The sequence below is a fragment of the Streptomyces liangshanensis genome, from assembly GCF_011694815.1.
Classification (GTDB): Bacteria; Actinomycetota; Actinomycetes; order Streptomycetales; family Streptomycetaceae; genus Streptomyces; species Streptomyces liangshanensis.
This window is the reverse complement of sequence record NZ_CP050177.1, coordinates 7,029,717-7,054,089: the sequence shown is the minus strand read 5'-3', so window position 1 is coordinate 7,054,089 and position 24,373 is coordinate 7,029,717. Positions and strand designations below refer to the sequence as shown.

Annotated in this window: 30 protein-coding genes; 19 read left to right on the top strand and 11 right to left on the bottom strand. The window is 72.4% G+C overall.

The window, feature by feature from the left end; all coding sequences use genetic code 11:
- Positions 1–155: 155 nt before the first annotated feature.
- The gene (locus HA039_RS30635; protein WP_167034815.1) at positions 156–1,025 is read left to right on the top strand and encodes an MBL fold metallo-hydrolase; all 870 of its coding nucleotides are present in this window, start codon (positions 156–158) and stop codon (positions 1,023–1,025) included.
- Positions 1,022–1,474 (top strand): lipocalin-like domain-containing protein, encoded by a 453-nt coding sequence (locus tag HA039_RS30630; protein ID WP_167034813.1) that lies wholly within the window; start codon positions 1,022–1,024, stop codon positions 1,472–1,474. The genes HA039_RS30635 and HA039_RS30630 overlap by 4 nt, the downstream gene beginning before the upstream one ends.
- A gap of 21 nt (positions 1,475–1,495) precedes the next feature.
- Here the strand turns inward: HA039_RS30630 and HA039_RS30625 are convergent, their stop codons facing one another.
- Both HA039_RS30625 and HA039_RS30620 read right to left on the bottom strand, forming a co-directional pair.
- The gene (locus tag HA039_RS30625; RefSeq protein ID WP_167034811.1) at positions 1,496–2,125 is read right to left on the bottom strand and encodes a class I SAM-dependent methyltransferase; all 630 of its coding nucleotides are present in this window, start codon (positions 2,123–2,125) and stop codon (positions 1,496–1,498) included.
- A gap of 78 nt (positions 2,126–2,203) precedes the next feature.
- Positions 2,204–3,643, bottom strand: a complete 1,440-nt coding sequence (locus HA039_RS30620; RefSeq protein WP_208298739.1) for an MFS transporter — start codon at positions 3,641–3,643, stop codon at positions 2,204–2,206.
- 94 nt (positions 3,644–3,737) lie between these two features.
- Between HA039_RS30620 and HA039_RS30615 the strand changes: the two genes are divergently transcribed.
- The gene (locus tag HA039_RS30615; RefSeq protein ID WP_167034809.1) at positions 3,738–4,439 is read left to right on the top strand and encodes a winged helix-turn-helix transcriptional regulator; all 702 of its coding nucleotides are present in this window, start codon (positions 3,738–3,740) and stop codon (positions 4,437–4,439) included.
- A gap of 102 nt (positions 4,440–4,541) precedes the next feature.
- Here HA039_RS30615 and HA039_RS30610 read toward each other — a convergent pair whose 3' ends face one another.
- On the bottom strand, positions 4,542–5,246 hold the full coding sequence (locus HA039_RS30610) for an SDR family oxidoreductase (protein ID WP_167034807.1): 705 nt from the start codon (positions 5,244–5,246) through the stop codon (positions 4,542–4,544).
- 156 nt (positions 5,247–5,402) lie between these two features.
- Here HA039_RS30610 and HA039_RS30605 point away from each other — a divergent pair, with 156 nt between their 5' ends.
- Both HA039_RS30605 and HA039_RS30600 read left to right on the top strand, forming a co-directional pair.
- Positions 5,403–6,311, top strand: coding sequence for an NmrA family NAD(P)-binding protein (locus HA039_RS30605; protein WP_167034805.1), 909 nt, complete (start codon positions 5,403–5,405; stop codon positions 6,309–6,311).
- Positions 6,308–7,123 (top strand): enoyl-CoA hydratase/isomerase family protein, encoded by an 816-nt coding sequence (locus HA039_RS30600; protein ID WP_167034803.1) that lies wholly within the window; start codon positions 6,308–6,310, stop codon positions 7,121–7,123. The genes HA039_RS30605 and HA039_RS30600 overlap by 4 nt, the downstream gene beginning before the upstream one ends.
- 15 nt (positions 7,124–7,138) lie before the next feature.
- Here HA039_RS30600 and HA039_RS30595 read toward each other — a convergent pair whose 3' ends face one another.
- Positions 7,139–7,840, bottom strand: coding sequence for a winged helix-turn-helix transcriptional regulator (locus HA039_RS30595; protein ID WP_167034801.1), 702 nt, complete (start codon positions 7,838–7,840; stop codon positions 7,139–7,141).
- Between the two features lie 160 nt (positions 7,841–8,000).
- Here HA039_RS30595 and HA039_RS30590 point away from each other — a divergent pair, with 160 nt between their 5' ends.
- Both HA039_RS30590 and HA039_RS30585 read left to right on the top strand, forming a co-directional pair.
- Positions 8,001–8,516, top strand: coding sequence for a carbonic anhydrase (locus HA039_RS30590; RefSeq protein WP_167034799.1), 516 nt, complete (start codon positions 8,001–8,003; stop codon positions 8,514–8,516).
- Positions 8,517–8,573: 57 nt separating this feature from the next.
- The gene (locus tag HA039_RS30585) at positions 8,574–9,218 is read left to right on the top strand and encodes a LysE family translocator (RefSeq protein ID WP_167034797.1); all 645 of its coding nucleotides are present in this window, start codon (positions 8,574–8,576) and stop codon (positions 9,216–9,218) included.
- 1 nt (position 9,219) lies between these two features.
- Here the strand turns inward: HA039_RS30585 and HA039_RS30580 are convergent, their stop codons facing one another.
- Positions 9,220–10,053, bottom strand: coding sequence for a helix-turn-helix transcriptional regulator (locus HA039_RS30580; protein ID WP_167034795.1), 834 nt, complete (start codon positions 10,051–10,053; stop codon positions 9,220–9,222).
- 150 nt (positions 10,054–10,203) lie between these two features.
- Positions 10,204–11,157 carry an SDR family oxidoreductase gene (locus tag HA039_RS30575; RefSeq protein ID WP_167034793.1) on the bottom strand — a complete coding sequence of 318 codons (954 nt, stop codon included), beginning with the start codon at positions 11,155–11,157 and terminating at the stop codon, positions 10,204–10,206.
- 110 nt (positions 11,158–11,267) lie between these two features.
- On the opposite strand from HA039_RS30575, the gene HA039_RS30570 reads away from it, so the two are divergent.
- Positions 11,268–11,483 carry an e9imm peptide gene (locus tag HA039_RS30570; RefSeq protein WP_167037860.1) on the top strand — a complete coding sequence of 72 codons (216 nt, stop codon included), beginning with the start codon at positions 11,268–11,270 and terminating at the stop codon, positions 11,481–11,483.
- Positions 11,484–11,576: 93 nt separating this feature from the next.
- On the opposite strand, the gene HA039_RS30565 is transcribed toward HA039_RS30570, so the two are convergent.
- Positions 11,577–11,996 (bottom strand): hypothetical protein, encoded by a 420-nt coding sequence (locus HA039_RS30565; protein WP_167034791.1) that lies wholly within the window; start codon positions 11,994–11,996, stop codon positions 11,577–11,579.
- 166 nt (positions 11,997–12,162) lie between these two features.
- Here HA039_RS30565 and HA039_RS30560 point away from each other — a divergent pair, with 166 nt between their 5' ends.
- Positions 12,163–12,774: a TetR/AcrR family transcriptional regulator gene (locus HA039_RS30560; RefSeq protein WP_167034789.1), complete on the top strand. Its 612-nt coding sequence runs from the start codon at positions 12,163–12,165 to the stop codon at positions 12,772–12,774.
- A gap of 14 nt (positions 12,775–12,788) precedes the next feature.
- Here HA039_RS30560 and HA039_RS30555 read toward each other — a convergent pair whose 3' ends face one another.
- Together HA039_RS30555 and HA039_RS30550 are read right to left on the bottom strand one after the other, a co-directional pair.
- Positions 12,789–13,718 (bottom strand): MerR family transcriptional regulator, encoded by a 930-nt coding sequence (locus HA039_RS30555; RefSeq protein ID WP_167034787.1) that lies wholly within the window; start codon positions 13,716–13,718, stop codon positions 12,789–12,791.
- 55 nt (positions 13,719–13,773) lie between these two features.
- The gene (locus tag HA039_RS30550; RefSeq protein ID WP_167034785.1) at positions 13,774–14,082 is read right to left on the bottom strand and encodes a hypothetical protein; all 309 of its coding nucleotides are present in this window, start codon (positions 14,080–14,082) and stop codon (positions 13,774–13,776) included.
- A 213-nt stretch (positions 14,083–14,295) separates the two neighbouring features.
- On the opposite strand from HA039_RS30550, the gene HA039_RS30545 reads away from it, so the two are divergent.
- The 9 genes from HA039_RS30545 (at position 14,296) to HA039_RS30510 (ending at position 21,264) form a co-directional block, all read left to right on the top strand.
- A complete protein-coding gene (locus tag HA039_RS30545; protein ID WP_167034783.1) occupies positions 14,296–15,720 on the top strand; it encodes a hypothetical protein in 1,425 nt (474 codons plus the stop codon).
- Positions 15,721–15,758: 38 nt separating this feature from the next.
- On the top strand, positions 15,759–15,920 hold the full coding sequence (locus HA039_RS30540) for a hypothetical protein (protein ID WP_167034781.1): 162 nt from the start codon (positions 15,759–15,761) through the stop codon (positions 15,918–15,920).
- A gap of 88 nt (positions 15,921–16,008) precedes the next feature.
- Positions 16,009–17,331 (top strand): glycosyltransferase, encoded by a 1,323-nt coding sequence (locus HA039_RS30535; protein ID WP_167034779.1) that lies wholly within the window; start codon positions 16,009–16,011, stop codon positions 17,329–17,331.
- Complete coding sequence (locus tag HA039_RS30530) at positions 17,328–18,221, top strand: polysaccharide deacetylase family protein (RefSeq protein ID WP_243869850.1); 894 nt, start codon at positions 17,328–17,330, stop codon at positions 18,219–18,221. The genes HA039_RS30535 and HA039_RS30530 overlap by 4 nt, the downstream gene beginning before the upstream one ends.
- A gap of 110 nt (positions 18,222–18,331) precedes the next feature.
- Positions 18,332–18,715: a BlaI/MecI/CopY family transcriptional regulator gene (locus HA039_RS30525; protein ID WP_243869848.1), complete on the top strand. Its 384-nt coding sequence runs from the start codon at positions 18,332–18,334 to the stop codon at positions 18,713–18,715.
- A gap of 3 nt (positions 18,716–18,718) precedes the next feature.
- Positions 18,719–19,636, top strand: coding sequence for a M56 family metallopeptidase (locus tag HA039_RS30520; protein WP_167034777.1), 918 nt, complete (start codon positions 18,719–18,721; stop codon positions 19,634–19,636).
- A 184-nt stretch (positions 19,637–19,820) separates the two neighbouring features.
- On the top strand, positions 19,821–20,483 hold the full coding sequence (locus HA039_RS30515; protein ID WP_167037850.1) for a DedA family protein: 663 nt from the start codon (positions 19,821–19,823) through the stop codon (positions 20,481–20,483).
- A complete protein-coding gene (locus HA039_RS34255) occupies positions 20,480–20,680 on the top strand; it encodes a hypothetical protein (RefSeq protein ID WP_243869846.1) in 201 nt (66 codons plus the stop codon). The genes HA039_RS30515 and HA039_RS34255 overlap by 4 nt, the downstream gene beginning before the upstream one ends.
- The gene (locus tag HA039_RS30510; RefSeq protein WP_243869844.1) at positions 20,677–21,264 is read left to right on the top strand and encodes a phosphatase PAP2 family protein; all 588 of its coding nucleotides are present in this window, start codon (positions 20,677–20,679) and stop codon (positions 21,262–21,264) included. Before HA039_RS34255 ends, HA039_RS30510 begins: the two co-directional genes overlap by 4 nt.
- Here the strand turns inward: HA039_RS30510 and HA039_RS30505 are convergent.
- Together HA039_RS30505 and HA039_RS34465 are read right to left on the bottom strand one after the other, a co-directional pair.
- Complete coding sequence (locus HA039_RS30505) at positions 21,231–21,929, bottom strand: response regulator transcription factor (RefSeq protein WP_279592874.1); 699 nt, start codon at positions 21,927–21,929, stop codon at positions 21,231–21,233. The genes HA039_RS30510 and HA039_RS30505 overlap by 34 nt on opposite strands.
- Positions 21,926–23,419: a sensor histidine kinase gene (locus HA039_RS34465; protein WP_167034775.1), complete on the bottom strand. Its 1,494-nt coding sequence runs from the start codon at positions 23,417–23,419 to the stop codon at positions 21,926–21,928. The genes HA039_RS30505 and HA039_RS34465 overlap by 4 nt, the downstream gene beginning before the upstream one ends.
- A 133-nt stretch (positions 23,420–23,552) precedes the next feature.
- Here HA039_RS34465 and HA039_RS30495 point away from each other — a divergent pair, with 133 nt between their 5' ends.
- A complete protein-coding gene (locus HA039_RS30495) occupies positions 23,553–24,119 on the top strand; it encodes a class I SAM-dependent methyltransferase (RefSeq protein WP_167034773.1) in 567 nt (188 codons plus the stop codon).
- Positions 24,120–24,373: the final 254 nt, after the last annotated feature.

Sequence of the window (24,373 nt, the reverse complement as noted above, 5' to 3'; positions counted from 1 at the left end):
GAACGGCACGGGGCTCCGGCGTGGGGCTCCGGCGTGGGGCTCCGGCGTGGGCGGGGGCGATTGCCTCTTCGGTGCTGCCGTGTTTCCATGGGAAGTGTTACTGCATCATTGCAAGCTCACTCCTGAATCAGCAGTACGAAAGAAGGGGTCGAACCATGTCCAGGACCAGTTCTCCGAAGAGCTTGGACGTCAACGTCTTCAACTCGCCTCGCAGGCCCGCCGTCGGCGAGCGTCCGTTCGAGATGGGTCCGCCGTTCGGCTGGGATCCGACCACGGCGACGCTGATCTACGGTGAGCGGGACGCCGTGCTGGTCGACGCGCTCACGACGGAGGCGGAGGGCGAGGCCCTCGCGAAATGGGTCGCGCTGCACGGCAAGAACCTCACGATGGTCTACATCACGCACGGACACCCCGATCACTTCTTCGGACTGCCGCCCGTGCTCCGGCACTTCCCGGACGCCAAGGTGATCGCCACGCCGGGGACGATGGAGGTCATCGCGCAAACGCCGCCCGAGCTGATCGAGTTCGGCCGGAAGATGTGGCCCGGCCTGCCCGCGGACATCGTGCTGCCCGAGCTGTACGAGGCGGACGCGTTCACGCTGGAGGGCGAGGAGATCCGCATCATCGAGCAGGGCCGTACCGACGGGCTGCACAGCACGTCGCTGCACGTGCCGTCCATCGACCTGGTCGTCGGCGGGGACGTGCTCTACAACCAGTGCCACATGTTCGTCGGCGAGACGACCCCGGCGAGCCGGGAGAACTGGATCGCCGCGCTCGACCGGCTGGCGGCACTGAACCCGAAGATCGCGATCGCCGGCCACAAGAAGACCGGGGCCACGGACACCGCCGCGTGCATCGAGGACTCCAAGCGCTACCTGCGCGACTTCGGCCGCCTCCAGGAGTCCACGACCTCCGAGCGGGAGCTGTTCGAGGGGATCGGCCGGCTCTACCCGCACTGGGACAGCCACCAGTCGTGGCTGATGTTCGGGCTGCCCCTCAAGACGATCCCCGAGGGAGTGGAATGATGTGGCTCGCGAACCAGGTCCTCGGCACGTGGCGGCTGGAGTCGTTCACGGCCCGGTACACCGACCGCCCCGGCACCATCCACCCCCTCGGCGAGGACGCCACCGGCCTCATCATGTACACCGCCGACGGCTACATGTCGGCGCAGATCATGCGGCAGGGCCGCGAGGACTACGACCTGCTGGACAGCGACGGCAGCGACCTCGTACAGGCGGCGGCCGCGGCGACCGGATACCTGGCCTACAGCGGCCGTTACACCGCCGACGAGGCCACCCGGACCCTCCACCACAACGTCGAGGTGTCCCTCCTGCCGGCCTGGCTGGACACGATCCAGATCCGCGAGGCCACCCTCGACGGCGACCGGTTGACGCTGGTCGCGGACGACCCCTTCCCGGGCGGCACGGTGCACTCGGTCCTGACCTGGAAACGCCCCCGCCCGAAAGCCGGTTGATCCCCCGCAACCCGGTACCCCCTACGAGCGGCGCGCCAGCACGTGGGCGTCGAGGAAACCCCGTTCAGATGCCGGGTCGTGGAGAAGCCGGGCGAACGCGACGAGCCCCGCCGCGGCCAGCAACTCGACGACCCGGCCCACCGGCCAGCTGTAGGCGGGCGCCACCTTGTGCTCGAAGCGAACCGGCTCCGGCCCCTCGGTCCCGAAGAAGGACAGCAGGAGCAGGCCCCCTGGCGCCAGGACACGCGCCTGTTCGGCGAACAGCGCGGCCAGTTCTCCCGGCGGGGTGTGGATCACCGAGTAGTGGGCCAGCACCCCGCCGAGCGCGCCGTCCCCGACCGGCAGGGCTTCCATCCGCGCTTCGGCGTACCGCAGCGACGGGTAAGCCCGTCGGGCGTGGTCCAGCATCGCCGGGGAGAGGTCGAGCCCGAAGGCGTCCAGCCCCAAGTCGTGCAGCAGGGCGGTCAGATGACCGGGTCCGCACCCGACGTCGGCCACTCGTGGGTTGCCCGTGCCACGCACGAGTTCGGCGAAGGTGCCGATCATGTTCCGTGCGAACGGCCGCGTCTCCAGCCGGCGAGTGAACATCGAGGCGTACCGCTCGACAACTCCGTCGTAGGCCGCCCTGGTCTCGTCCTGGTGTTTCGCCACGGCCAGGAAACTAACACCCGTGCCGTTCGCGGCCGTTCTCCAGAGCCGGTGCCCGGTCGGCGTCTGTCGGTCGGCGGCTCAGGGGGAGCTGGGTGCGGGATTCCGGGGGCGTCGGGGCAGGAGTCCGAGGGCGGCTGTGGCGGCGGCCAGTTCGACGGCGGCCAGGGTCCACCAGCCGTGTACGAACGCGGTGTGTGCGGCGGCGTACGAGGTGGGGGTGCCGAGGATGGCGAGGATGACGCTGACGCCGAGGACGTACCCGATCTGGCGGGTCATGTTGATGGCGCCGCTGCCGGTGGAGGCGCGGTGGGGCGGCAGCCCGGCGGTGGCGGAGCCGAGCAGGGTCGGGAGGGCGAGCCCGATGCCGATGCCGGAGAGGAGTTCGCCGGGCAGGAGCGCGCTCGCGTAGTCCGAGCCGTGCGGGCCGACGAGGAGCAGCGTGGTGACGATGCCGGCCCCGAAGACCAGGCAGCCCAGTGTGGTGAGCACTCCGGGGTGGATCCGGTGGCCGAGGCGTTGCACGAGAACGGCGACGATCGGGACGACGGCGGGGCCGGGGGCCACGGCGAGGCCGGTCGAGACGGTCGACCAGTGCCAGACGTTCTGGAGCCAGAGGACCAGGGTGAGCAGGTATCCGGCGAAGCCGACGCTGAAGGTGATCATCGCGATGTTCGCCGCGGCGAAGGTGCGGACCTTGTAGAGGTCGGGTTCCAAGAGGGGTACGGGGTGGTGCTCGGCGCGCCACACGAACCAGACCAGGAGCACGGCCGCGGCGACGAAGGCCGCGACGGTGTCGCCGCTCCCCCACCCCCAGTCGCCGCCCTTCACGATCGCCAGCGCGAGAGCGCCTATCCCCAGGGTCAGGACGGCGGCTCCGAGCATGTCGGGGACCTTGGAGACGTTGGCGTCCCGCGAGTCCGGTACGACACGGGCCGCCGCGACGAGCGCGAGGATCCCGACGGGGAGGTTCACGAGGAACACCCAGCGCCAGCTCGCCGAGACCAGCAGGCCACCCAGGACGGGCCCGGCCGCCGCGGCGATCCCGGCGACGGCGGACCAGATCCGTACGTACGGCATGCGCTTCTCGGCCGGCACCGAGGCCAGCAGGAGACCGAGCGAGGTGGGCGTCAGCGCGGCCGCGCCGACCGCCTGGACCACCCGGAACACCACGAGCCACCACAGCCCGGGGGCCGCCGCGCAGGCGACGCTCGCCAGGGTGAACAACCCCAGCCCCAGGAGGAACATCCGCTTGCGCCCGATCTTGTCGGCCAGGCGGCCGAGCGGGACGAGGAGGGCCGCGTAGATGATCGCGTAGGCGTTGAGCACCCAGCTCAGATCGCTGACCGACGATCCGTGGAAGCTCTCGCCGATCTTGTCGAAGGCGACGTTGACGATGAAGACGTCCAGGCTCGCCATGAACGCGGCGAGCGACAGGACGGCGAGGATCGCACGAGGGTGGTGGGTCACCGCGCGCCCGACCGCTGGGGCGGGGGCAGCCACCTGGCTTCTTTTACTCATGACGGCAACGGTAGGCAGATGTACTTCATCATTGCAAGTAAGGTATCGATGATCGTCCCATACCACATGCAAACAAGTTTGATACCCTTGACGCATGAAGCGTCGTGACTATGGGCAGTACTGCGGCCTCGCCCGGGCCATGGAGCTGGTCGGCGAGCGCTGGGCCCTGCTGGTCATCCGCGATCTCGCAGCACAGCCCCAGCGGTACACGGACCTGCTCAACGGCTTGCCGGGCATCCCGACGAACGTGCTCTCCACCCGGCTCAAGGAACTCGAACAGGCGGGCCTGGTCGAGCGCCGCATCGCACCGGCGCCGCAGCGCAGCGTCCAGTACGCCCTGACCCCCGTCGGGCAGGACCTCGAACCGGCGATCCTCTCCCTCGGGCGCTGGGGAGCGAGCCAGCTCGACGAGCCCAAGCCGGGAGACGTCGTCACCCCCGGCTCGGTGACCCTGTCCCTGCGCGCGGTGTTCGATCCCGTAGCGGCGGCCGGGCTGAACGCGTCCTGGGAGATCCGCTCCCCCGACATGGTCCTGCACGCCGCCGTCACCGACGGACAACTCGACGCCGGCGTCGGCCCGTTGCCCGGAAAGCCCGACCTGGTCATCACCTTCGACCCGGATGGTCTGGCCTCCTACCGGGCCCTCATCCAGGCCGCCAAGTGCGGGCTGGTCGAGCTGGACGGCCCGCGCACCCTGCTCGACACGTTCCTCAGTGTGTTCCCCCTCCCGAAGACCAACCCCGCGGCCACAAAGACCCCTGCGGCCCCCAAGGCCAACGCCAAGGTCTCCCACTGACGCCTCACACCCTCGCGCCCGGCGGGATCCGCTGAAGGTTCAGCGAACACGCCGGGCACGAGGCACGGGGCACGGGGCGGAAAGCCCCCGCTATCGGGCGGGCTACTTCGGCGCGAGCGCCGGGTACAGCGCGGTGACCGGGTGGGACAGGGCGCCGTGCACCTTCTTGGCCATCTCGTCCGGGATCAGTTCGAACTCTCCCGCTTCGAGCGCGTCGAACGTGGCGGCGGCGATGTCGGACGGCCTGCTCATCCCCGCACGGTCCTCACCGAGCTGCATGGGCGTGTCGATGGGACCGGGGTAGACGCCGAGAACCTGAACCCCGTCGGGAGCGAGTTCGAGCCGCAGGGCGTTCGTGGCCATCCACAGTCCGGCCTTGGAGACGCTGTGGGCCTTGCCCACGGCGAACCAGCTGAGCACGGAACCGACGTTGACAAGCGCGCCCTTGGCCGAGCGGAGCGCCGGAGCGAAAGCACGCGCCGTCAGGATGGGGCCCAGCAGGTTGGCGTCCAAGGTGGCCCGGATCTCGTCGACCGGGGCCGTCAGCAGGTCACTGTGCGGGAACGTGGCGGCGTTGTTGATCAGGATCGAGACGTCACCGGCCCGAGCCTTCGCCTCCTCGATCGAGGCAGGGTCGGAGACGTCGAGCGTCAGCGCCACCACCCGCTCGTCGTCCCACTGCTGGGGCGTACGCGCCGTGGCGTAGACGCGGCGGGCGCCGCGTTCGAGGGCGACCTTCACGTATGCGGTTCCCAGCCCGCCGTTGGCACCTGTGACAAGAACTGTTGCGTCTTTGAGTGATGTCATGCTTCCAGCATAGGCATCTACTTCGGTATTGCAAGTTCCATGGTGACGATGAAGCTTGCATCCATCCATACGGCAAGCTCGCTTGCAACAATGAAGTAGTCATGTAGCGTGGAAACAGTCGCAGCCATCGCGCGAACCGCTCACCTGGAGATCCACATGACTTCCTCTTCCGACGCCAGGACCGTCCTCGTCACCGGGGCGACGGGCAACACGGGCCGGGCCACCGTCAAGGAGAGCCTCGCGCTCGGCTTGCGCGTACGGGCCCTCGTACGCGGCCACGACGAGCGCTCCCGCGCTCTCGCCGATCTCGGCGCGGAGATCGTCGTCGGCGACCTGCTGGAGATCAACACACTGCGCCCGGCCCTGGAGGGCGCCGACGCGGCGTACTTCGTCTTCCCGATCGACCCCGGCCTCGTCCACGCCGCCGTCAACTTCGCGCAGGCCGTGAAGGAGACCGGTGTGCCCAGCACGCTCAACCTGTCGCAGCGCTCCGTGAACCGCGAGTCCGTCAGCCCCTCCTGTCGCGACACCTTCCTGGCGGAGGAGGTGTTCAACTGGTCCGGGCTGGACGTGACGCACCTGCGCCCGACCGTGTTCCTCGACCAGTTGTTCTACCCGTGGGTGCTGGCTCCCCTCCAGCAGGGCGTCCTGCGCATACCGGCCGGACAGGGCCGCTGCGCCCCGGTCGCGTCCCAGGACCAGGGCCGCGCCATCGCCGCACTGCTGAAGGAGCCCGCCCGGCGCGCCGGAAGGATCACCGCGCTGTCCGGCCCGGTCGAGATGGACTTCGAGCAGCTGGCCGCCGAACTGTCCGACGCGCTCGGCCGGAAGATCGCCTACCAGGACCAGCCGCTGGAGGAGTACGCGGCCGGCCTCCGCGAACTCGGGCTTCCGCCGCACCTCGTCGACAGCATCGCCGGCATCTGGGCCGACTACCAGGACGGGCGCATGGCCGGCTCCGACGACCACATCGAGGAGATCACCGGCAAGCGGTCCATGACCGTCGGCGAGTTCGCCCGCGCCCACGCGTCTCTCCTCAACGCCACCGGAAGGCACGACCGATGAACCACCTCACCCTCACCAAGCCGTCGCCGTCGATGTGGCGGGTCTCCTTCGACAATCCGCCGGTGAACGTCATCAGCTCGCGGACCATCGTCGAGCTGCGCGCGCTCGTCGACGCCGCCGAGGCCGACCCCGACCTGACGGTCATCGTGTTCGAGAGCGCGAACCCCGACTTCTTCTCCGCCCACTGGGATCTGACGGACGACACCTCGTCCCTGGCGAGCGAGCCGCCCCCCGTCACCGGCCAGCAGGCCTTCGTGGACGTGCTCATACGGCTCAGCAAACTGCCCGTCATCTCCATCAGCAGCATCCGGGGCCGCGCGCGCGGAGCCGGCAGCGAGTTCCTCCTCGCCACCGACATCCGGTTCGCGAGCCGCGAGCGCGCGCTCCTCGGGCAGTTCGAGATGACCACCGGCCTCGCGCCCGGCGGCGGGGCGGTCTCACGGCTGCCCCGGCTGGTCGGTCGCGCCCGCGCGCTGGAGATCCTGGCCGGCGCCGACGACTTCGACGGCGATCTCGCGGAACGGTACGGCTACGTCAACCGATCCGTCCCGGACGCGGAACTCGACGGGTTCGTCGACACCTTCGCACGGCGAGTCGCCGCGGCGGACCGCGACGCCGTCGCGGAACTCAAGGGCTGGGTCAACGAGATGACCCTTCCCGAGGACCAGGAGTTCAGGCCGCAGTCCGACGCGTTCTTCGCCCGGGCGGCGGGACCGAAGGTCAGCGGCTGGATCGGCCGGGCCTTCGAGCGGGGACTTCAACAGCCCGGCGATCTCGAGAACCGACTCGGCACACGCGGGTTCGAGGTGTAGTCAGCTGAGGCGTGGTCAGCTCTCGCGCCGACGTCGGTCCGGTGCGGGGTCCTGGTCGACGGGAGGGGTGTCGACGGGAGGGGTGAAGACGTCCACGAACGTGTTCAGGAGCGTGCGCCGCCCCTCCAACTCGACCAGCCCGCACTTGGCCGCCTGCATCAGCGCCTGGTACGAGGGCAGGTCGTCCGGATCGAAGGTGATGACCAGCTGCGCCTTACCGGGTAGGGGTACGGGCCCGACGCCGGCCGCCAACCGCCCCTCCGCGACCACGGCGTGAAGCACCATGTCGCCGGCGCGGATCTCCCAGGACGCGTCCCGCCGTGCCGCGGCGGCGGGGTTGAAGCCCGCCCGGAGGGACATGGTGACGGATTCGGGCGTGACGATGTCTCCCGGCCGGGGTTCGTCCAGTTGCCCGGTCCCCCACCGCCCGAGCGCATGGACCGCCGGTTCGAGGGCGCTCCCGTCCGCCGTGAGGACGTACCGGATACCGCGCTCCGGCGCGGGGGCGACGCGGCGCTCGACGAGGCCCGCCTGTTCGAGTTCCTTGAGCCGCGTGGACAGCACGTTGGTCGGAATGCCGGGCAGCCCTTCGAGCAGGTCCGTGTAGCGCCGCGGCCGTACCGCGAGATCACGAATGATCAGCAGCGCCCAGCGTTCCCCCACGAGCTCCAGGGCCCGTGCGAGTCCGCAGTACTGTCCGAAGTCACGACGCTTCATGCAACAACTGTAGCGCACTGCTGAAAACACGCGAGACCTTGTGATCGCAAGCATGCTTGTAAGAATGAAGCAACAGGGCTAGCGTAGAGAGTGCGAAGCCTGGCATATCAGGAAGATCCTGGCCTTTCCCGAACCCTTCCCGAACCCTAAGGAGCGCCTCATGGGTGCCGTCGAAACCCTCACCGGCCGGAACAAGGATTTCGCGGAGTCCCGGTACGACGCGAGCCTGCGCATGAGGCCGACCCTCGCGACGATCGTCATCGGCTGCGTCGACGCGCGCGTCGACCCGGCCGGGGTTCTCGGCGCGGCTCCGGGGGAGATCATGGCGATCCGCAATGTCGGCGGGCGCGTCACCCCGCACGCCCTCGACGAGCTGTTCATCCTCCGCAACGTCGCGCGGGCCGTCGGCGACGACATCGACCCCGGCTGGGACCTGATCGTCATGCACCACACCCAGTGCGGCATCACCCAGGTCCACGACCGCCCCGACCTGCTCGCCCCCTACTTCGGGGTCGCCGAGGACCAGGTGGACACGATGCGGGTCGGCAACCCGTACGACGCGGTCGCCCTGGACGTCTCGGTGCTGCGCGCCGACGAACGCCTCGCGGGTGCGCGCGTCGCGGGCCTGGTCTACGACGTCACGACCGGACGCGTCGAGACCGTGGTGGAGCCCTGACCCGACTCGGGCCCGGGCCGTTGGTGGTTGAATGACGCCGCAAAGGGGGTGCCCGACATGGTGTCGACCGACCGCTTTCTCGCCTTCGCCGCGATGTCCCTGCTGGTGATCGTGATCCCGGGGCCCAGCGTGCTCTTCGTGATCGGGCGGGCGCTGGCCCTCGGCCGGCGGGCGGCGCTGGCGAGCGTCCTCGGCAATGTCGCGGGGTCGTACGCCCTGGTCGTGGCGGTCGCGCTGGGCATCGGCGCGCTCGTGGAGCGGTCGGTGACGGTGTTCCTGGTCGTGAAGCTGGCCGGCGCCGCGTATCTCGTGATCCTCGGCGTGCAGGCCTTCCGGCACCGGAAGTCGATGCGGGCCGCCGCCATGTCCGCGCCGGCGGGACCCGCGCGCGGGGATCTCCGTACCGTCGCGGACGGCTTTGTCGTCGGGATCACCAACCCCAAGGGCGTGGTGTTCTTCGCGGCCGTACTGCCCCAGTTCGTGGACCACTCGGCCGGTCAGGTACCGGCGCAGATGCTGCTGCTGGGTCTCGTACCGATCACCATCGGCCTGATCACGGACACCCTCTGGGGGCTGGGCGCCTCCGCGGCCCGCGACTGGTTCGCCCGCTCGGAGCGCAGGCTCTCGATGGTGGGCGGCGCGGGCGGATTCGCGATGATCGGCCTGGGTGTGACGGTCGCCGCGACGGGCCGCGCGGACTGAATCACACGTGGTGCCCGTGCCCGGCGGACAGCAGGCGCAGCTTGTCCTCGCTCTCCGACCCGGGTGCGGCGGTGAAGACCTGCAAGGCCTGGGACCGGTCGGCGTCGACCAGGGTCTGGCAGTGGAGTTCCAGCAGCCCCAGCGCCGGATGCAGGATGCGTTTGAGGGCGCAGTACGCCTCCGGCACCGGATGCTCCTGCCACAGCAGGGCGAACTCGGCGCTGGCGGGGAGCAGCGCGTCGACGAGGGCCGCGGCGCGTGAGCCCTTGCCGTCCCTGGCGTACGTCGCGTGCAGGTGCGACACGAGGAGGCGGCTGTGGGCGGGGTGGTCGTCCTCGGGGTGGATCCGTCGCGTCGCCGGGTCCGTGAACCACCGGTAGTGCAGGCTGCGGGCCGGTCCCGTGTGGCGCGTCTCGTCCCCCAGCAGGGCGACGGCCGGGGCGGTCTGCCGGAGCGTCTCTCCGAGCAGCGTCACCACCTGGGCGGGAGTGTCGGCGAGCCGGTCGAGGATGCGCCGGGTGCCCGGTTCGACGCGGTCGGCGCGCGCGGCGCGGCGCGGAGTCGGGTAGCCGCCGAGGCGGAACAGGTGGTCACGCTCCTCGGCGGAGAGGTGCAGGCCTCGGGAGATCGACGAGAGCATCTGCTCCGACGGGTGGGGGCCTCGCCGCTGTTCCAGCCGGCTGTAGTAGTCGGCCGACAGGTCGCACAACGCGGCCACCTCCTCGCGGCGCAGCCCGGCGGTCCGCCGTCGCCGCCCGCGGGGCAGTCCCACGTCCTCCGGTTGCAGACTGTCGCGCCGGGTACGCAGGAACGTCGCGAGTCGGGCCCTGTCCATACGGGAAGTATCCTCGAAAGCGCCCCGGGGGCGAACGCGTCGGGAGACGCCGTGGGGAAGGTGACCGCGGTCGGCGTCACGCCGCGTGGCAGGCGCCCCCGGTCAGCGTCCACGCCACGTCGTCGCTGGTGACCCCGGTCAGCGCCCACGTCACACCACGTCGAAGGTGACCCCCGTCAGCCGCTCCGAGACGCCCCAGAGCCTTGACGCCGCCACTTCGGAGCGGGCCGCCTTGTAGACGCTCAACTCGGTCGGGCGGCCGGTGAACTGCCCGAAGCCGTCGGGTCCGTAGAAGCCGCCACCCCGGGCACCCTGCCCGGTCGCCGCGTACAACACCGGGAGCATCCCCGCGTCGACGCCGTGCACGAGGACACCGAGGCGGGACAGCCGGGTCATGATGGCCTCGTACGGCGAGGGCCGGGCACGGCCCAGGTTGGGCCCGGACGCGTACAGGTTCGTCAAGGTGGTCCCCGGATGGGCGGCGTTGCTGGAGATGCCCCACTCCCCCGCCGTACTGCGCCGGTCCAGTTCGAGGGCGAACAGCAGGTTGGCGAGCTTGGACTGTCCGTACGCGCCCACGGGCGCGTACTTCCGCTCGCTCTGGAGATCGTCCCAGTTGATCCTGCCCGAGCGGGCCGCGCTGCTGGTGAGGGTGGTGACCCGGGCCCGGCCGGCGCGCAGCAGGGGGAGGATCTGTGCGGTGAGGGCGAAGTGGCCGAGGTGGTTCGTGCCGAGCTGGAGCTCGTGACCGTCCGCCGTGGTGTGCCGGGTGGCCGGGGCCATCACGCCGGCGTTGTTGACCAGGAGGTCGACCGCTCTCCCGGCCTGGTTCAGCCGCTTCGCGAAGTCGGCGACGGAGGCCAGGGACGCCAGGTCGAGAACGCCGACCGAGACGACGGCGCCCGGCACGGCCGCGCGGATCCTCGCGACGGCCGCGGCGCCCTTGTCCGGATTCCGCACCGCCAGAAGCACCTCGGCCCCCGCGAGCGCCAGCCTCCCGGCCAGCGCCCGGCCGACGCCGTCACTCGCGCCGGTGACCACCGCGAGCCTTCCGGTGAGGTGGGGTACGGTCACGTCGATCACTGCGAACTCCCTGGTCAACATCGCTTTCCCGGCGATACCAGCCTCGCAGTGTCGACCAGGCACATCCATGTCACGCCAGGCCCCGGATAACAGAACCGCGCCCGCCTTGTCGGAGGTACGTGAACGTGGAAATGGCCCACGCGGCCGCGGTCGCCCTGGTGCAGCGGATCATGGATGCGGATCATGCCGACGAAGCCGAACTGGCCGGCTGGCTGGACGCCCTCGACAAGACCTTCGCCTGTCCGAGCGGCCACGTCAGGGACCTGATCTTCTGGCCCGAGCCCCCGGAGCCCTCGGCAGCCGAGGTGGTCGACCGAGCCCTGGCCTACCGCCCGATCGCGCTCTGAGCTTGTCGATCAGGTGCGAGCGCGTTCCGCAGGCGCGTCAGGCAGGTTGCGCGTTGACTCGTCCCGGGCGGTAGCTACGCCCTCCGCGTCGGGTCAGGAGGGGACGCATACCTCCTTGCCCTTGAGGGTGCCCTGTCCGACCACCTCGATCAGCGGGTAGACGCAGCCGGCCGCGAGGTAGGTGGACCAGGTCTCGGTTCCCGTCGTGTTTCCGGGGACCAGGGGGCCGTGGACGCTTCGGCTGAAGTTCGCCGCGCCGCCCGTCGTGTTCTGCCAGCCGAGTCGTACGTGCACGGCGTCGCCCGACCGCTTCCAGTAGCCCACCCCGATGGTCCCCCGGCCGCCCACGCGTCCGTTCACGTCGATGCAGAGGTCGCCCCTGCCGAGGTCGGTGCAGCGCTGAACGTACGCCTTGGCAAAGGAGTGTTCGGCGGCCTGGGCCGACGTCGTCGTGGCGGCGAGCAGCAGTGTGCCCACGACAACGGTGGTGCGGGTCTTGATGAGATTGCGCATGACAGCGTCTCACTTTCTTGGACAAATCCCTCTGGGCGCCGACCCGTCCATGATTCGTCCCCCACGCCCGTTCGCCGCGTTGCCGCACCGGCACACCGGCCCATGTCCTCCGGGAGTGGTGCACCTATTGATTAGGTCACCGAACAGTCAAGTCTAGGATGGAGGAATGACCTCCAAGCGCGCCTACGTCTCCCCTCTGCGCCAACAGGCCGCCGCGCGGACCCGCGAGGTGATCCTGTTGCGGGCCACGGAACTGTTCGCGGAGCGCGGTTACGGGCGCGTCGCGGTCGCGGACATCGCGGCGGCGGCCGGGGTCTCGCCGCCCACGGTGTTCGCCAGCCTCGGGAGCAAGGGCGCCATCCTGAACCGGATCGTGGAGGACGCCGTCGCGGCGTCGGGCTACGAGGAATCCTTGCGGCAGGTGACGGCTCTGACGACGCCCGGCGAGGTGCTGGTGGCGCTCGCGGCGGGCACCCGGGCCGGGAACGAGGGGCAGTTCGCCGCCCACCAGGCGCTGCACAAGGCCCTGCCGGTGCACGAGGACGCCGACGAACTCTGGCGGCGGGCCACCGGCGCCTACCGCGAGGCGCTCGCCGACGCGGCCCGCCACCTCCACACCTTGGCCCCCGCGCCGGCCGGTACCGCGCGGGAGACGGCGGACCGCCTCTGGTACTGGTTCGGCCCCGCGAGCTGGCGCACGCTGGTGGTCGAGAACGGCTGGTCGTGGGAGCGGGCCGAGGAGTTCCTCGGGAGGACGGCGACCGCGACGCTCATCTAGGGACCGCCCGGGTTTCAGGTGGGGGGTGAGTCCTGAGCGGCCGGTTCTTCGGCCAGCTCTTCGGCCACTTCCATGCAGCGCAGGCGCGCCGGGGAGAAGTCGTAGGGCATCTTGCCGAGGGCTTCGAAGGCGCTCATGGAGCCCGCCTCCCGCCCGGCGGAGGCGGGGCCGGCCTCCGGGTACGAGGTGTCCGGGGCGTCGAGGAGATCGTCGTCGCCCGCGCCCAGGCGGGACTTCTCGATGGCGGCCTCCAGGGCGCGTTCGAAGGCGTACCGCTCGGCGGCGACGTGAGCCACCCGTGGGTCATCGACGGCGACGCTGTCGTCGAGTGCCTCCTCGGCGGTGTCGACGCGGTCGGACTCCTCGCGCAGCGTGGGATGCGTGGCCAGGGCGACGAAGCGCGTGGCCTGGACGGCCGCGCCGAGCGGGCCGAGGATCCGCTCGGTGACCAGCAGAGTGTCCAGGTCCGCCTGGAGCAGGGAGCCTTCGGGCAGGCCCTTGAGACGTTCGGCGACGAAGGCGGAGAGCAGGCCCTTCCGGCTGCCTTCGGCGCGCATCCGCCGCACGGCGGTTCGTTGCCGCCGCAAGGTCGCCTCCTGCTCGGCGAGGTTCCGTTCCAACCGCTCCAGGACGCCCGCGACGTCTTCTCCGCCGTCCGTACCAGCGGAATCCGTACCAGCGGAGTTCGTACCGGCTGAATCCGCACCGGTGGTGAAGGCGTCGCGGATGTCGTCCAGCGCGATCCCGGCGTCGGACATCTTGCGGATCCACAGCAGGCGGATCATGTCCTCGTACGCGTAGCGGCGGCGGCCGTCGCCGCCCCGCCCGGGCTCCGGGAGCAGGCCGATCTCGTGGTAGTGGCGAATCGCCCGTGGTGTGCTGCCGGCGAAGGCCGCCGCGTCACCGATCTTGACCTGGCGGGGTGGCACGAACGACGCATGCATCAGTGGGGACCTTCCTCGACGGGGCGGGGACGCAGGTCCACGGGACCACATGCCGTTACGGAAGGTGCAACCCGGTAGCCGCCGCCGGCGGGGAGGATCCGGTGGTCACGGTCGCCGTGGGCGGGGTGGCGGGAGCACTGGGAGCACCGGGAGTACGTGGATCCCCGGTGCCCGGACCCCGCGTGTCCGTCGCGCCGACGCCGAGCAGGAGTACGAGTGTGGCGATCACCGCGGCGGCCACCGTGATCGCGGTCGCCGGGTCGCCGCCGCGGGTGGTGCGTGCCGCGTGCTTGTACACCAGGTGTCCGGCGAGAGCGCCGATCGCGAGGATCAGCAGGGCGACGGTGTCGATGTGCTGGTTCATCCGAAGGTCCCTTCGTCCGGGGGCTGTTGGCCCCCTGCCAGGTGCTCGGCCTCCATCTCACCGCGCCCCGGGCCCCGGGCCCTCGTCGCACGAACACATCCGTGGAAGGTCGAACGGCACCGAAATCGGCCGAACGCGGGGCCGTGCCGTTCGGCGGTGTTCCGGGCCCGCGCCTCTACCCTGGTACGCCGGACCGCACGCCGGGGGGAACACATGGCGGAGCCTTCGCACGGCACCTACGACGAACAACTGCGCGCCTTCGCCGAGGACTTGCGCAAGCTGCGCATCGACCACGGCAACCCCACCCTCGCCGAGGTGGCCAGGCGGAGCAGCAAGGGATCACGGAACCTCTCGGTCGCCGCCCTCAGCGAGGCTCTGGCGGGCAAGCGGCTGCCTCGCCTGGACTTCCTCGTCGCGTTCCTCCGCGCTCTGCTCTCCGTCGACGAGGCGGGTCATCCCGTGACGGTCCAGGGGTCGTCCCCCGTACTGACCGAGTGGCGCGCCCGGTGGCGCGACCTGGAGCACCTGAGGCAGCAGACCTCCCGGGCCGCGGCGCCCGTCGCCGACAACCCCGCCGGCACCGAGGACCATGGAGAGGAACACGGCATCCCCCTGGGGGAGTTGGGAGCCGGCCCCCAGGAGCCGTCCGCCGAGCGGATCAGCGGCCTCCAGAGCCTCGTGGCGGCGCACGCCCGGCGGGCCGCGCTGGACGGCCGTCCCGTACCGCTCCCCGCGCTCGCCGGACACCCCGGCGGCACCTGGGGGTTGGCCTTCTCGCCGGACGGGCTCACCCTCGCCACCGGCGGAGCGGACAAGACCGTACAACTGTGGGACACCGCCACCGGCGACCCCCTGGGCGCGCCCCTCGCCGAACACAGCGGCGGAGTACTCGGATTGGCGTTCTCCCCGGACGGCGCTCTTCTCGCCACCTGCGGCCAGGACCAGACGGTGAGGATCTGGGACCCGGAAGCCGGCCGCCTCACCACGCCGCCCCTCACCGCGCACCAGGGGGCGGTCCTCGCCGTCGCGTTCTCCCCCGGTGGTGACCTTCTCGCCTCGGCCTGCGCCGACGGAACCGTACGACTCTGGAACCCCGCCACCGGCCATCCCGCCGGCCGGACCCTCACCGAACACGACGGCGAGGTCCACGCCGTGGCGTTCTCGTCCGCCGACGGGCCCCGGGGCACCTTGCTCGCCACGGCCGGCGACGACAGGACCGTACGGATCTGGGACCCCGCCACCGGTCAGCGCGTCGGCGGCCTGCCCGTCGAACACACCGACGCGGTCTGGGGTGTGTCGTTCTCCCCGGATGGCCGGGTCCTCGCCTCGGCCGCCGGGGACAGGTCCGCGCGCACCTGGGACCCCCTCACCGGACGGCCCGCCGGACCGCCGCTGGTGAAGCACACCAACGCGGTGTGGGCGGTGGCCTTCTCCCCCGACGGGCGCGTCCTCGCCACGGGCAGCGCGGACCGGACCGTACGCCTGTGGGACGCCGCGACCGGGGAATCCCTCGGACCACCCCTCACGGAACCGGACGGCCGGGTCCTGGACGTGGCGTTCTCCCCGGACGGCAGCCTGCTCGCCGCCTCCGGCGAGGACGGCACGGTACGACTCTGGGCCCTCCCGCACCTCGCCTGATCCTCGTCAGGACGGACAACCGGACCCGCCTGGCACCGGTGTGGGCCGGAGCGGGGCTCGCCGTCGCCCGCAGCCTCGCTTTCGGCGCGCTGCTCCGGTTCGGCTCGTCCACCCTCGCCTTCCGCGCGCAGGAAGCCCTCGGCGGGCGCCTGTCCGTGGTGACGTACGGCACCGCCTCCGCTTATTTCTACATCATGTAGTAGCTTCTCGTTCCAGCCCCCTGGTCCCGCGCCGGGGCCCCGCAGGGTGGCGACCATCCTTCGCGTGCCCTCAGGAGGCCGATCCGCCATGCCCCGCCACCATCGGGTGAACGACAGCAGGCCCGACCGACCCGCCTCCCGCCCGCTCCCACGGATCATGATCATCTCCGCGCGGGTGGGCGCGGGCCACGACGGTGCCGCCGCCGAGCTGGGCCGGCGCCTGGAGGACGCCGGGTTCGCCGTAGACCGGCGCGACTTCCTCGACCTGCTGCCCGCCGGGCTGGGCCGGCTGCTGTCCGCCACGTACCACCGCATGCTCACCTGGGCCCCCCGTGCCTATCAGCGCCTCTACGCGTCGACCGAACACCCCGGCCACCCGGGGCTGTTGGTGCGCTCCCTGGTCCGCTCCTGCCGACGGCGCACGCTCCGCGCCGTCGCGCCCGGGACGGTCGCCGTCGTCTCCACGTACCCGGGCGCGAGCCATGTGCTCGGCGGGCTGCGCCTGGCGGGGCGGCTGCGGATGCCCGCGTTCACCTACCTGACGGACTTCTCCGTCCACCCGCTCTGGGTCGCGCCCGGCATCGACGCGCACCTCGCCCCCCACCGGGTGCCCGCGGGGCAGGCCGAGGCGTGGGGAGCGGCCCGGGTGGCCGTGGTGAGTCCGGTGACCGGCGAGCGTTTCGTCCCGGCGGACGACAGCGCGCGCACGGCGGCCCGCGCCGCGTTCGGCCTGCCCGCCGACCGGGCCCTGGCGCTGGTCGTCGCGGGTTCCTGGGGCGTGGGCGCGGTACGGGAGTCCGCCGCCGAGATCCTGGCGAGCGGGGCGGCCGTGCCCGTGGTGGTGTGCGGCGCCAACGAGGCGCTGGCGGAACAGCTCCGCGCCGACGGCTTCCCGTACGTCCGCGGCTGGGAGACCGACATGCCGGGCCTGATGCGGGCCTGCGACGTCCTGGTCCAGAACGCGGGTGGCCTCACCTCGCTGGAGGCGTTCGCCAGCGGGCTGCCCGTCGTCACCTTCCGCTGCATACCGGGCCACGGCCGGACCAACGCCGCCGCCCTCGACGAGGCCGGGCTCGCCCTCTGGGTACGGGATCCGGCCGCCCTCGGAAGCGTGCTCACCTCGCTCACCACCGGGGCGCTCGGCGCACGTCAACGCGCCGCGGGTCTCGGCCTGTTCACGTCGGAGCCGGGCCCGGCAGCGGTGATCACCACCGTCGTCGCGGAACACGCCGCCCGCCAGGCGCCGGCCGCGCGCCCCACGCGCCCGGGGCGGCGTGGTGTGAGAACGGTGGCGTTGGGCCTGGCCGGCGCGGCCGCCTTCGGGATCGCCGCGCCGGCCCAGGCCGCCGAGGTCGTCCCGGCCCGCTGGGAGAGCGCCGCGCACCACCTGATCGAGAGGTACGAACCGTGAACGACCCCATGGCACGGACCGCCCGCGACTTCCGTACACGCGACCTCGGTACACGCGACCTCCGTATCCGCGACCTCGGTACCGGCGACCTCGGTACCCGCAACCTCCGTACCCACGAACTCGGTACACGCGACTTCCGTACCCGCACCGCCCTGCTCACGCTCGGCCTGGCCTCGGCCACCGCCGCCGCCCACGCCGCCCCCGCCGTCTCCGCGTTCGGCCCGCTGCGCAACCGGTTGATGCCCCGCCTGGCCGGGCAGGGCCGCCCCGACCATGTCGCGCTCACCTTCGACGACGGGCCCGACCACCTGTCGACGCCCCACTTCCTCCGGCTCCTGGACGACCGGGGGGTGCGCGCGACCTTCTTCCTGCTGGGCTCCATGGCGGTCAGGTCGCCCGGTCTCGCCCGGGAGATCGCCGCCGCGGGACACGAGGTCGCCCTGCACGGCTGGGCCCACCGGCCGCTGCCCCTGCGCCACCCGCGCGCCGCCCGCGACGACCTCGCGCGCGGCCGGGACCTGTTGGCCGACGTACTGGGCGAGCCGCCCCGGCTCTTCCGTCCGCCGTACGGGCTGATGACCACCGGCACGCACCTCGCCTGCCGCGAACTGGACCTGGTGCCGGTGCTGTGGACCGCGTGGGGCGAGGACTGGCGGGCCCGCGCCACTCCCCGTTCCGTGCACGACACCGTCATGGGGTCGTTGCGCGGCGGCGGTACGGTCCTGCTCCACGACTCCGACTGCACGTCGGCGACCGGCTCGTGGCGTGCCACCCTCGGCGCGCTCCCCCGGCTCCTCGACACCTTCGCCGCCCGGGGCTGGGAGACGGGGCCGCTCCGTGACCACGGAGGCCCGTCCGGCGGGCGGCAGCGGGCTTTCTACAGCGAGTAGTACGCTCGGACGTCCCGTGCTCGCCGGGCGCGGACCCCCGCCCGGCGCGGCCGGGCGGGACGGTGCGGACGCAGGAAGAGATGCGGGCGCGGGAAGAAGGGAGCTGCCGGGTGGGAGACGAGCGGACGGGCCCGCAGGGCCGGCGAGCCCCGGGCGAACTGGAGAACGAGGTGCTGACGGCCCTGTGGGCCCTGGGCACGCCCGCGACGGCCGCGACCGTGCGGGAGCACGTCGCGGGGAGCCCCGCGCACACCACGGTGCTCACGATCCTCTCCCGGCTCCACGACAAGGGTCTGGTCAGCCGCGAACAGGCAGGCCGCGGGCACGTCTACTCCCCTGTCCGGGACGAGGCGGGACACACCGCCGCCGGTATGCGGGCCCTGTTGGAGCGGGGCGGCGACCGGGCCGCCGTACTCGCCAGGTTCGTGTCCGACCTTCCCGCCGAGGACGAAGAGCTGCTGGAGCGCCTCCTCCGCGGACACACGGAGGGCTGAGGGATGCGCGTCGTCGTCTTCCTGCCCTTCGTCGTCAGCGGGCTGCTGGCGGTCTCGGCTCCCTGGGCAGGGCGGCGGTTGCCGCCGCGAACCGCCTCGTGGCTGCTGACCGCCGCGTCGACGGTGGCGGCCGGCGGCTGGGCGGCCGCGCTGAGCATGCTGGCCTTCACGCTCGTCGGGCAGGTCCCGGCGGTGGCGGAGGAGGGACGCTGGTCCCCGGGCGCCCTGGCCGCGAGCACGCCGGTGAACCGTACGGTGGCCGCGGCCGCCGCGCTCCTGCTCGCCGGGTGTGCCGGCGCGCTGGCCGTCGCGGCCTGGCGGCGGGCCCGGTCGCTGGTCGCGGCCCGGCGGGAGTCGCGGCTCCACCCGGGGCGGGGAGACGTCGTCTTCCTGGACGATCCGGTGCCGACCGCCTTCGCGCTGCCCGGGTCGCCGGGCCGCGTGGTGGTCTCCTCCGGCATGCTGCGCGCCCTGTCCGCCGACGAGCGGCGCGCGCTGATGGCCCATGAGCGGGCCCACCTCCGCCACCGGCACCATCTCTTCCTCCTGGTGCTCCAGTTGTCGGCCGCGCTCAACCCGTTGCTGCGGCCCGTCGCGGACGCGGGCGGTTTCGCGCTGGAGCGGTGGGCCGACGAGCACGCGGGCACGGTGGTGGCCGACCGGCCGTTGGTGGCAAGGGCCGTCGCGCGGGCGGCACTGGCCACGAAGCGGGGCGCGCGGCCCGCTCTCGCCGCGACGGGAGGCCCCGTACCGCAGCGTGTCCACGCCCTGCTGAGCCCGCTGCTCCCGTTCCGGCGCCGCTGGGTGGCGCCGCTGGCCTTCCTGATGATCGTCTGCTGTGTCAGCGTGCTGATCTCGGCGCAGGACATGGACCAGCTGTTCGACGCGGCGTCGTACGCCCACGTCGCGTCGCGGCGCTGAACCCCCGGCCCTGACGCCTTGCCGCTCGGGCGGCGGTGAGGTGCTCCGTCGGCATGCGCGCGAAACCCTCCTCTGTGGGGTTCCTTCTCCGGCAGCGACGGAATCGCTTCGCGACCTCTCATCGTCTACAGTTCAGTAGACCGTCTACACAACTGTAGTCATTCTGAGAGGTCGTGCCGTGGCCATGGTCCCGCTCGCCGAATCCCTGGCGGTGAACGTCCTGGACGCCGGATCGCTGCTCTCCGCCTTCGGGGCGCTGGGTGTCGCCGTCGTGCTGTTCGCCGAGACCGGCCTCCTCGTGGGGTTCTTCCTCCCCGGCGACTCGCTGCTGTTCACCGCCGGCCTGCTCTGCGTCAACGGCTCGCGGGGGACGGCTCACCTGTCGCTCCCCCAGGTCCTCGTCGCGGCCGTCGCCGGCGCGCTGGCCGGCGCCCAGGTCGGCTTCTGGATCGGGCGCCGCGGCGGCCGGGCGCTGCTCGCGCGCAGCCGGGCGACACGACTGCGGGAGGGAGCGGCGCGGGCCGAGGAGCTGCTCACCCGGTACGGCCACGCCAAGGCCATCGTCCTCGCCCGCTTCGTACCGGTCGTGAGGACGGTCCTCAACCCGCTCGCCGGAGCCCTCGGCGTCCCCGCGAAGGTCTTCCTGCTCTGGCAGACGGTCGGCGGCGTGGTCTGGACCGCCGGCCTCGTCCTCGCCGGGTACGCCCTCGGCTCGTCGATCCCCGGCGTCGACCGCTACCTCCTCCCGCTGGTGGCGGTCGTGGTGATCGTCTCGCTGATCCCGCTCGCCCTGGAACTGCGCCGCGCGCGTGCCCGGGGGCGGACGGCCGGGGGTGACGTGCCGTGAGCGGCCCCCGGCCGGGAACGGCCTTCCACGCGTGCGCCTCGGCGAGCCCCCGACCGGGAACGGCCGTCCTCGCCTGCGCCTCGGCGGCGCTGTTCGCCGCGCTCGCGGTGCTGATCGCCGTACGGCACGGAACGTCGCTCCCCGGCGACGGCGCCGCCCACGCCTGGTCCGTACGGCACCGCCCCACCTCGCGGTGAGCGTGGCGCGCGGGATCACCGCCACCGGGACGGGCCCCTGGCCCTACCTCCTCGCGCTGGCCGCCGGCCTGCTGGCAGGCCGCACCGGGCCGGAGCGGTTGCGGGCCGCTGCTCTCGCGCTCGCGGTCCTCGTCCTGGGGCAGGCGCTCCGCTACGGCGTGCTGGCGCTGATCGCCCGCCCGCGCCCGGCCCTGGCCGACTGGGCCACCCATGCCTCCGGGTACTCGTTCCCGTCGGGTCACACCACCACCTCGGCCCTCGCGGGCGGCCTCCTGTACTGGGGGATCACGCGGCACACCACGCGCGCCCCCGCCGGTCCGGGCGCCGCGTCGCCCGCCGGCGAACCGGCCCGCCGCACCATTCACGCCCTTCTCACCCGGACCCTTCGCATCCTGCCGCTCGCCTGGGCGGCGACCGTCGCCCTCACCCGGATCTACCTCGGCGTGCACTGGGCCAGCGACGTGATCGGCGGCTGGCTCTACGCCACGGCGTGCCTCGCGGGCGCCGCCCTCGTCGTACGCGCCCTGCGCGGAGGGCCGCGGACGGGGCTTCAGTCACCGGCCCGTATCAGCCCGCTCTCGTAGGCGAAGATGACGGCGTGGATACGGTCGCGGAGGCCGAGTTTGGTCAGGACGCGGCCGAGGTGGGTCTTGACGGTGGTCTCCCCGACGAAGAGGCGGTCGGCGATCTCGCCGTTGGCCAGCCCGTGGGCGACGAGGGCAAGGACTTCCCGCTCCCGGTCGGTGAGTGCGGCGAGGCGGCCGCGTTGGGCGGGGGCGGATTCGGGCGCCTGGAGGACGAAGCGCTCGACCAGGCGCCGGGTGAGCGAGGGGGCCACCATGACCTCGCCGCGCAGCACCGCGCGGACGGTGACCAGGATCTCCTCGGCGGGGGCGTCCTTGACGAGGAAGCCGTTCGCGCCGGCCCGCAGGGCCGCGTAGGCGTACTCGTCGAGGTCGAAGGTGGTGACGACGAGGATCCTGGGCCCGTCGGGCCGCGCGCAGAGGTGCTCGGTGGCGGCGAGCCCGTCCAGTCCGGGCATCCGGATGTCCATCAGGACGAGGTCCGGGTCCAGCGCGGCCACGGCGGTGATCGCCGCGTCACCGTCGGCGGCCTCGCCCACGACGCTGAGGTCGGGCTGGCTGTCGATGACCATGCGCAGTCCCATCCGGATCAGCTCCTGGTCGTCGCAGATCAGCACCCGGGACACGGACGGGGTACGGGCCTCGGTCGACGACGGGTCGGTCACGGGACCGCCGCGGTGAGCCCGGGCGCGGTGAGCCCGGGCGCGGTGAGCCCGGGCGCGGTGGACCCGGACCCGGTGGACCCGGACCCGGTGAGCCCGGGCGCAGTGGACCCGAGCGCGGTCGCGCGCCCCGCCGTGGGCGCGGGCGGGGTGGACCCGGACCCGACGGGCCCGGGCCCAGTGGACCCGGGCGCAGCGGACCCGGGCGCGGTCGCGCGCCCCGCCGTCGGCCCGGGCGCGGTGGCGCGCAGGGTGGCCGTGACCCGGTAACCGCCGCCGGGTGTGGGCCCGGCGTCGACGGACCCGCCGTACAGGGCCGTGCGTTCGCGCATGCCGGTGAGTCCGTGACCCGAGAGCGCCGGCACCGGGGTGGGGCGCCCCGGGAGGGCTCCCCCTCCGGCCCCGGCCGAGTTCTCCACCCGGACGCGGACCTGCCGCCCGGGCCCCGGAGTCCCCGTGTCGACCCGTACGCGGATGGTGGCGTCCGGCGGCGCGTGCTTGACGACGTTGGTGAGTGCCTCCTGCACGATGCGGTACGTCTGCGCCGTGAGGCCCGGCGGCAGGCCGCCCTGGTCCCCGCGCAGGTCGAGCCCGGCTCGCGTACCGCTCGTGTTGAGGCGGCCGACCAGCCGCCCCAGATCGGCCGAGAGGGTGGGGACGGCCCCGGCGTGCCCGGCGTCACCAGTGACACCGGGCACGCCGCCGTCGCCGTCACCGTCGGGGGTACGCAACACGTCCAGCAGCCGGCGCAGTTCGTCCAGCGCCTCGCGGCCGGTCGCGCTGATGACGTCGAGGGTGCTGTCGACGGCGGCGGGGTCGACGGTCCGCATCATCCTGCCGCCCTCGGCGTTCAGCACCATCACGCTCACGCTGTGCGCGAGGACGTCGTGGATCTCCCGCGCGATGCGCGCCCGCTCCTCGGCGACGGCGACCCGGGCCAGGGCCAGCCGCTCCGACTCGGCGAGCGCCGCCCGCCGCTCGCACTCGGCGACGTAGGCGCGCCGGGCGCGGACGTACTCGCCGAACACCCAGGCCCCGAACAGCAGGAGCCCCAAGGCGAGCGGGGTGAGCCAGACGTCGCGCGCGTCCGGGCCCGTGTTGTCCCGCTGCCACGCGGGAATCCACAGCAGGACGCAGCCGGCGACACCGAGCACCGTCGCCGCGGCGGCGCGGCGCAGGCCCCGTACCGTGAGCGTGATCAGGACCGCGGCCAGGGCGACGGCGCCGCGCCCCGACTCGTGTCCCCACACCTCTCCCACGTGCTGGACCCAGAACGCGACCGTCACCAGGGCCGCGACGAGCACCGGCCGGCGGCGGCGCCACAGCAGAGGCAGCACCAGGGCCACGTACACACTCGTCTGCACCCAGACGGGCCGCCAGCCCGGCTGTTCATGGATCACAGGGGGTACGGCGACCAGCACGACCAGCAGAAGGTCCGTCAGCCATGGATGTCCGCGCCGCAGGCGGAGCAGAGTCTCGATCAGCCGTTGCACCGCCCTCACACTACGGCCGGGGCCCGCTCGCCGGCATCGTCCTGGAGGGCGTCGCGAGGTCATCCCGCAGGCGTACGGGGACCGGCCCGGGATACGACGCGCGGCCACCGGGGGCGCTTCGAGCATGGCCGCCATGTCGATCACCACAGAGTTCCTCAGGCGGCCGTTCATGACCGGCGCCGTGGCGGCCAGTTCACGACGGCTGGCGTACACGATGACGCGGGGCATCGGCCTGCCCAAGGCCCGGCTCGTCGTCGAACTGGGCCCGGGAACAGGGGTGTTCACGGACGCGATCCTCGCCCAGCTCGCCCCCGACGCCCGCCTCGTCGCGGTCGAGCTCAACCCGGCGCTCGCCGCCAGGTTGTCGGCCACGCGGCGCGACCCACGGCTGACCGTGGTCCAGGGCTCGGCGGCCGAGTTGGCCGCCGTGGTCGGCGAACCGGTGGACGTGGTGGTCTCGGGGCTCCCCTGGACGGTCATGCCGCAGGACCGGCGCGCGCGGATCCTGGACGCGGTGAGCCACGTCCTCGCGCCCGGCGGCCGGTTCACCACCTTCGCCTACCTGCACGCGGCCTGGACCCCACCGGCCCGCCACTTCACCGCCGAACTGGCCACCCGCTTCGACCGGTTGGAGCGCTCAAGAACGATCTGGGGAAACCTCCCACCCGCCTTCGTACACCGCGCCACAAGGAAACCGTAACGACAACTACGCAACCCCCGTACGCCGCGGCCCCGCCCCCTGGCGGGGGGGGCCTTCGCCTGCCGGTTCCGGTGGCGCCGCTCGTGCCGGAGGCTGTGGCACCGGTGGAAAGTGGCTGAAACGCGGAGGACATCGACCAGTCGGGACGGGTTGGCCGGTCGGTCGGGGACATGCCGGAGAGTTGCCTGTTTGCTGCCTCGTGAGGCGCGGTGGTGCCGGTGATACTCGGTGCTGATCACGGCGGGTGGATCGTC

Bases quoted from the DNA above. Each gene is read 5' to 3' on its own strand.
- HA039_RS30580 (WP_167034795.1), bottom strand. From the start codon at position 10,053: ATGGACAGGGCCCGACTCGCGACGTTCCTGCGTACCCGGCGCGACAGT.
- HA039_RS30560 (WP_167034789.1), top strand. From the start codon at position 12,163: ATGACCTCCAAGCGCGCCTACGTCTCCCCTCTGCGCCAACAGGCCGCC.
- HA039_RS30595 (WP_167034801.1), bottom strand. From the start codon at position 7,840: ATGAAGCGTCGTGACTTCGGACAGTACTGCGGACTCGCACGGGCCCTG.
- HA039_RS30550 (WP_167034785.1), bottom strand. From the start codon at position 14,082: ATGAACCAGCACATCGACACCGTCGCCCTGCTGATCCTCGCGATCGGC.
- HA039_RS30620 (WP_208298739.1), bottom strand. From the start codon at position 3,643: ATGAGTAAAAGAAGCCAGGTGGCTGCCCCCGCCCCAGCGGTCGGGCGC.
- HA039_RS30590 (WP_167034799.1), top strand. From the start codon at position 8,001: ATGGGTGCCGTCGAAACCCTCACCGGCCGGAACAAGGATTTCGCGGAG.
- HA039_RS30610 (WP_167034807.1), bottom strand. From the start codon at position 5,246: ATGACATCACTCAAAGACGCAACAGTTCTTGTCACAGGTGCCAACGGC.
- HA039_RS30605 (WP_167034805.1), top strand. From the start codon at position 5,403: ATGACTTCCTCTTCCGACGCCAGGACCGTCCTCGTCACCGGGGCGACG.
- HA039_RS30630 (WP_167034813.1), top strand. From the start codon at position 1,022: ATGATGTGGCTCGCGAACCAGGTCCTCGGCACGTGGCGGCTGGAGTCG.
- HA039_RS30600 (WP_167034803.1), top strand. From the start codon at position 6,308: ATGAACCACCTCACCCTCACCAAGCCGTCGCCGTCGATGTGGCGGGTC.
- HA039_RS30515 (WP_167037850.1), top strand. From the start codon at position 19,821: ATGGTCCCGCTCGCCGAATCCCTGGCGGTGAACGTCCTGGACGCCGGA.
- HA039_RS30570 (WP_167037860.1), top strand. From the start codon at position 11,268: ATGGCCCACGCGGCCGCGGTCGCCCTGGTGCAGCGGATCATGGATGCG.
- HA039_RS30520 (WP_167034777.1), top strand. From the start codon at position 18,719: ATGCGCGTCGTCGTCTTCCTGCCCTTCGTCGTCAGCGGGCTGCTGGCG.
- HA039_RS30585 (WP_167034797.1), top strand. From the start codon at position 8,574: ATGGTGTCGACCGACCGCTTTCTCGCCTTCGCCGCGATGTCCCTGCTG.
- HA039_RS30615 (WP_167034809.1), top strand. From the start codon at position 3,738: ATGAAGCGTCGTGACTATGGGCAGTACTGCGGCCTCGCCCGGGCCATG.
- HA039_RS30495 (WP_167034773.1), top strand. From the start codon at position 23,553: ATGTCGATCACCACAGAGTTCCTCAGGCGGCCGTTCATGACCGGCGCC.
- HA039_RS30635 (WP_167034815.1), top strand. From the start codon at position 156: ATGTCCAGGACCAGTTCTCCGAAGAGCTTGGACGTCAACGTCTTCAAC.
- HA039_RS30535 (WP_167034779.1), top strand. From the start codon at position 16,009: ATGCCCCGCCACCATCGGGTGAACGACAGCAGGCCCGACCGACCCGCC.
- HA039_RS30565 (WP_167034791.1), bottom strand. From the start codon at position 11,996: ATGCGCAATCTCATCAAGACCCGCACCACCGTTGTCGTGGGCACACTG.
- HA039_RS30545 (WP_167034783.1), top strand. From the start codon at position 14,296: ATGGCGGAGCCTTCGCACGGCACCTACGACGAACAACTGCGCGCCTTC.
- HA039_RS30575 (WP_167034793.1), bottom strand. From the start codon at position 11,157: ATGTTGACCAGGGAGTTCGCAGTGATCGACGTGACCGTACCCCACCTC.
- HA039_RS30555 (WP_167034787.1), bottom strand. From the start codon at position 13,718: ATGCATGCGTCGTTCGTGCCACCCCGCCAGGTCAAGATCGGTGACGCG.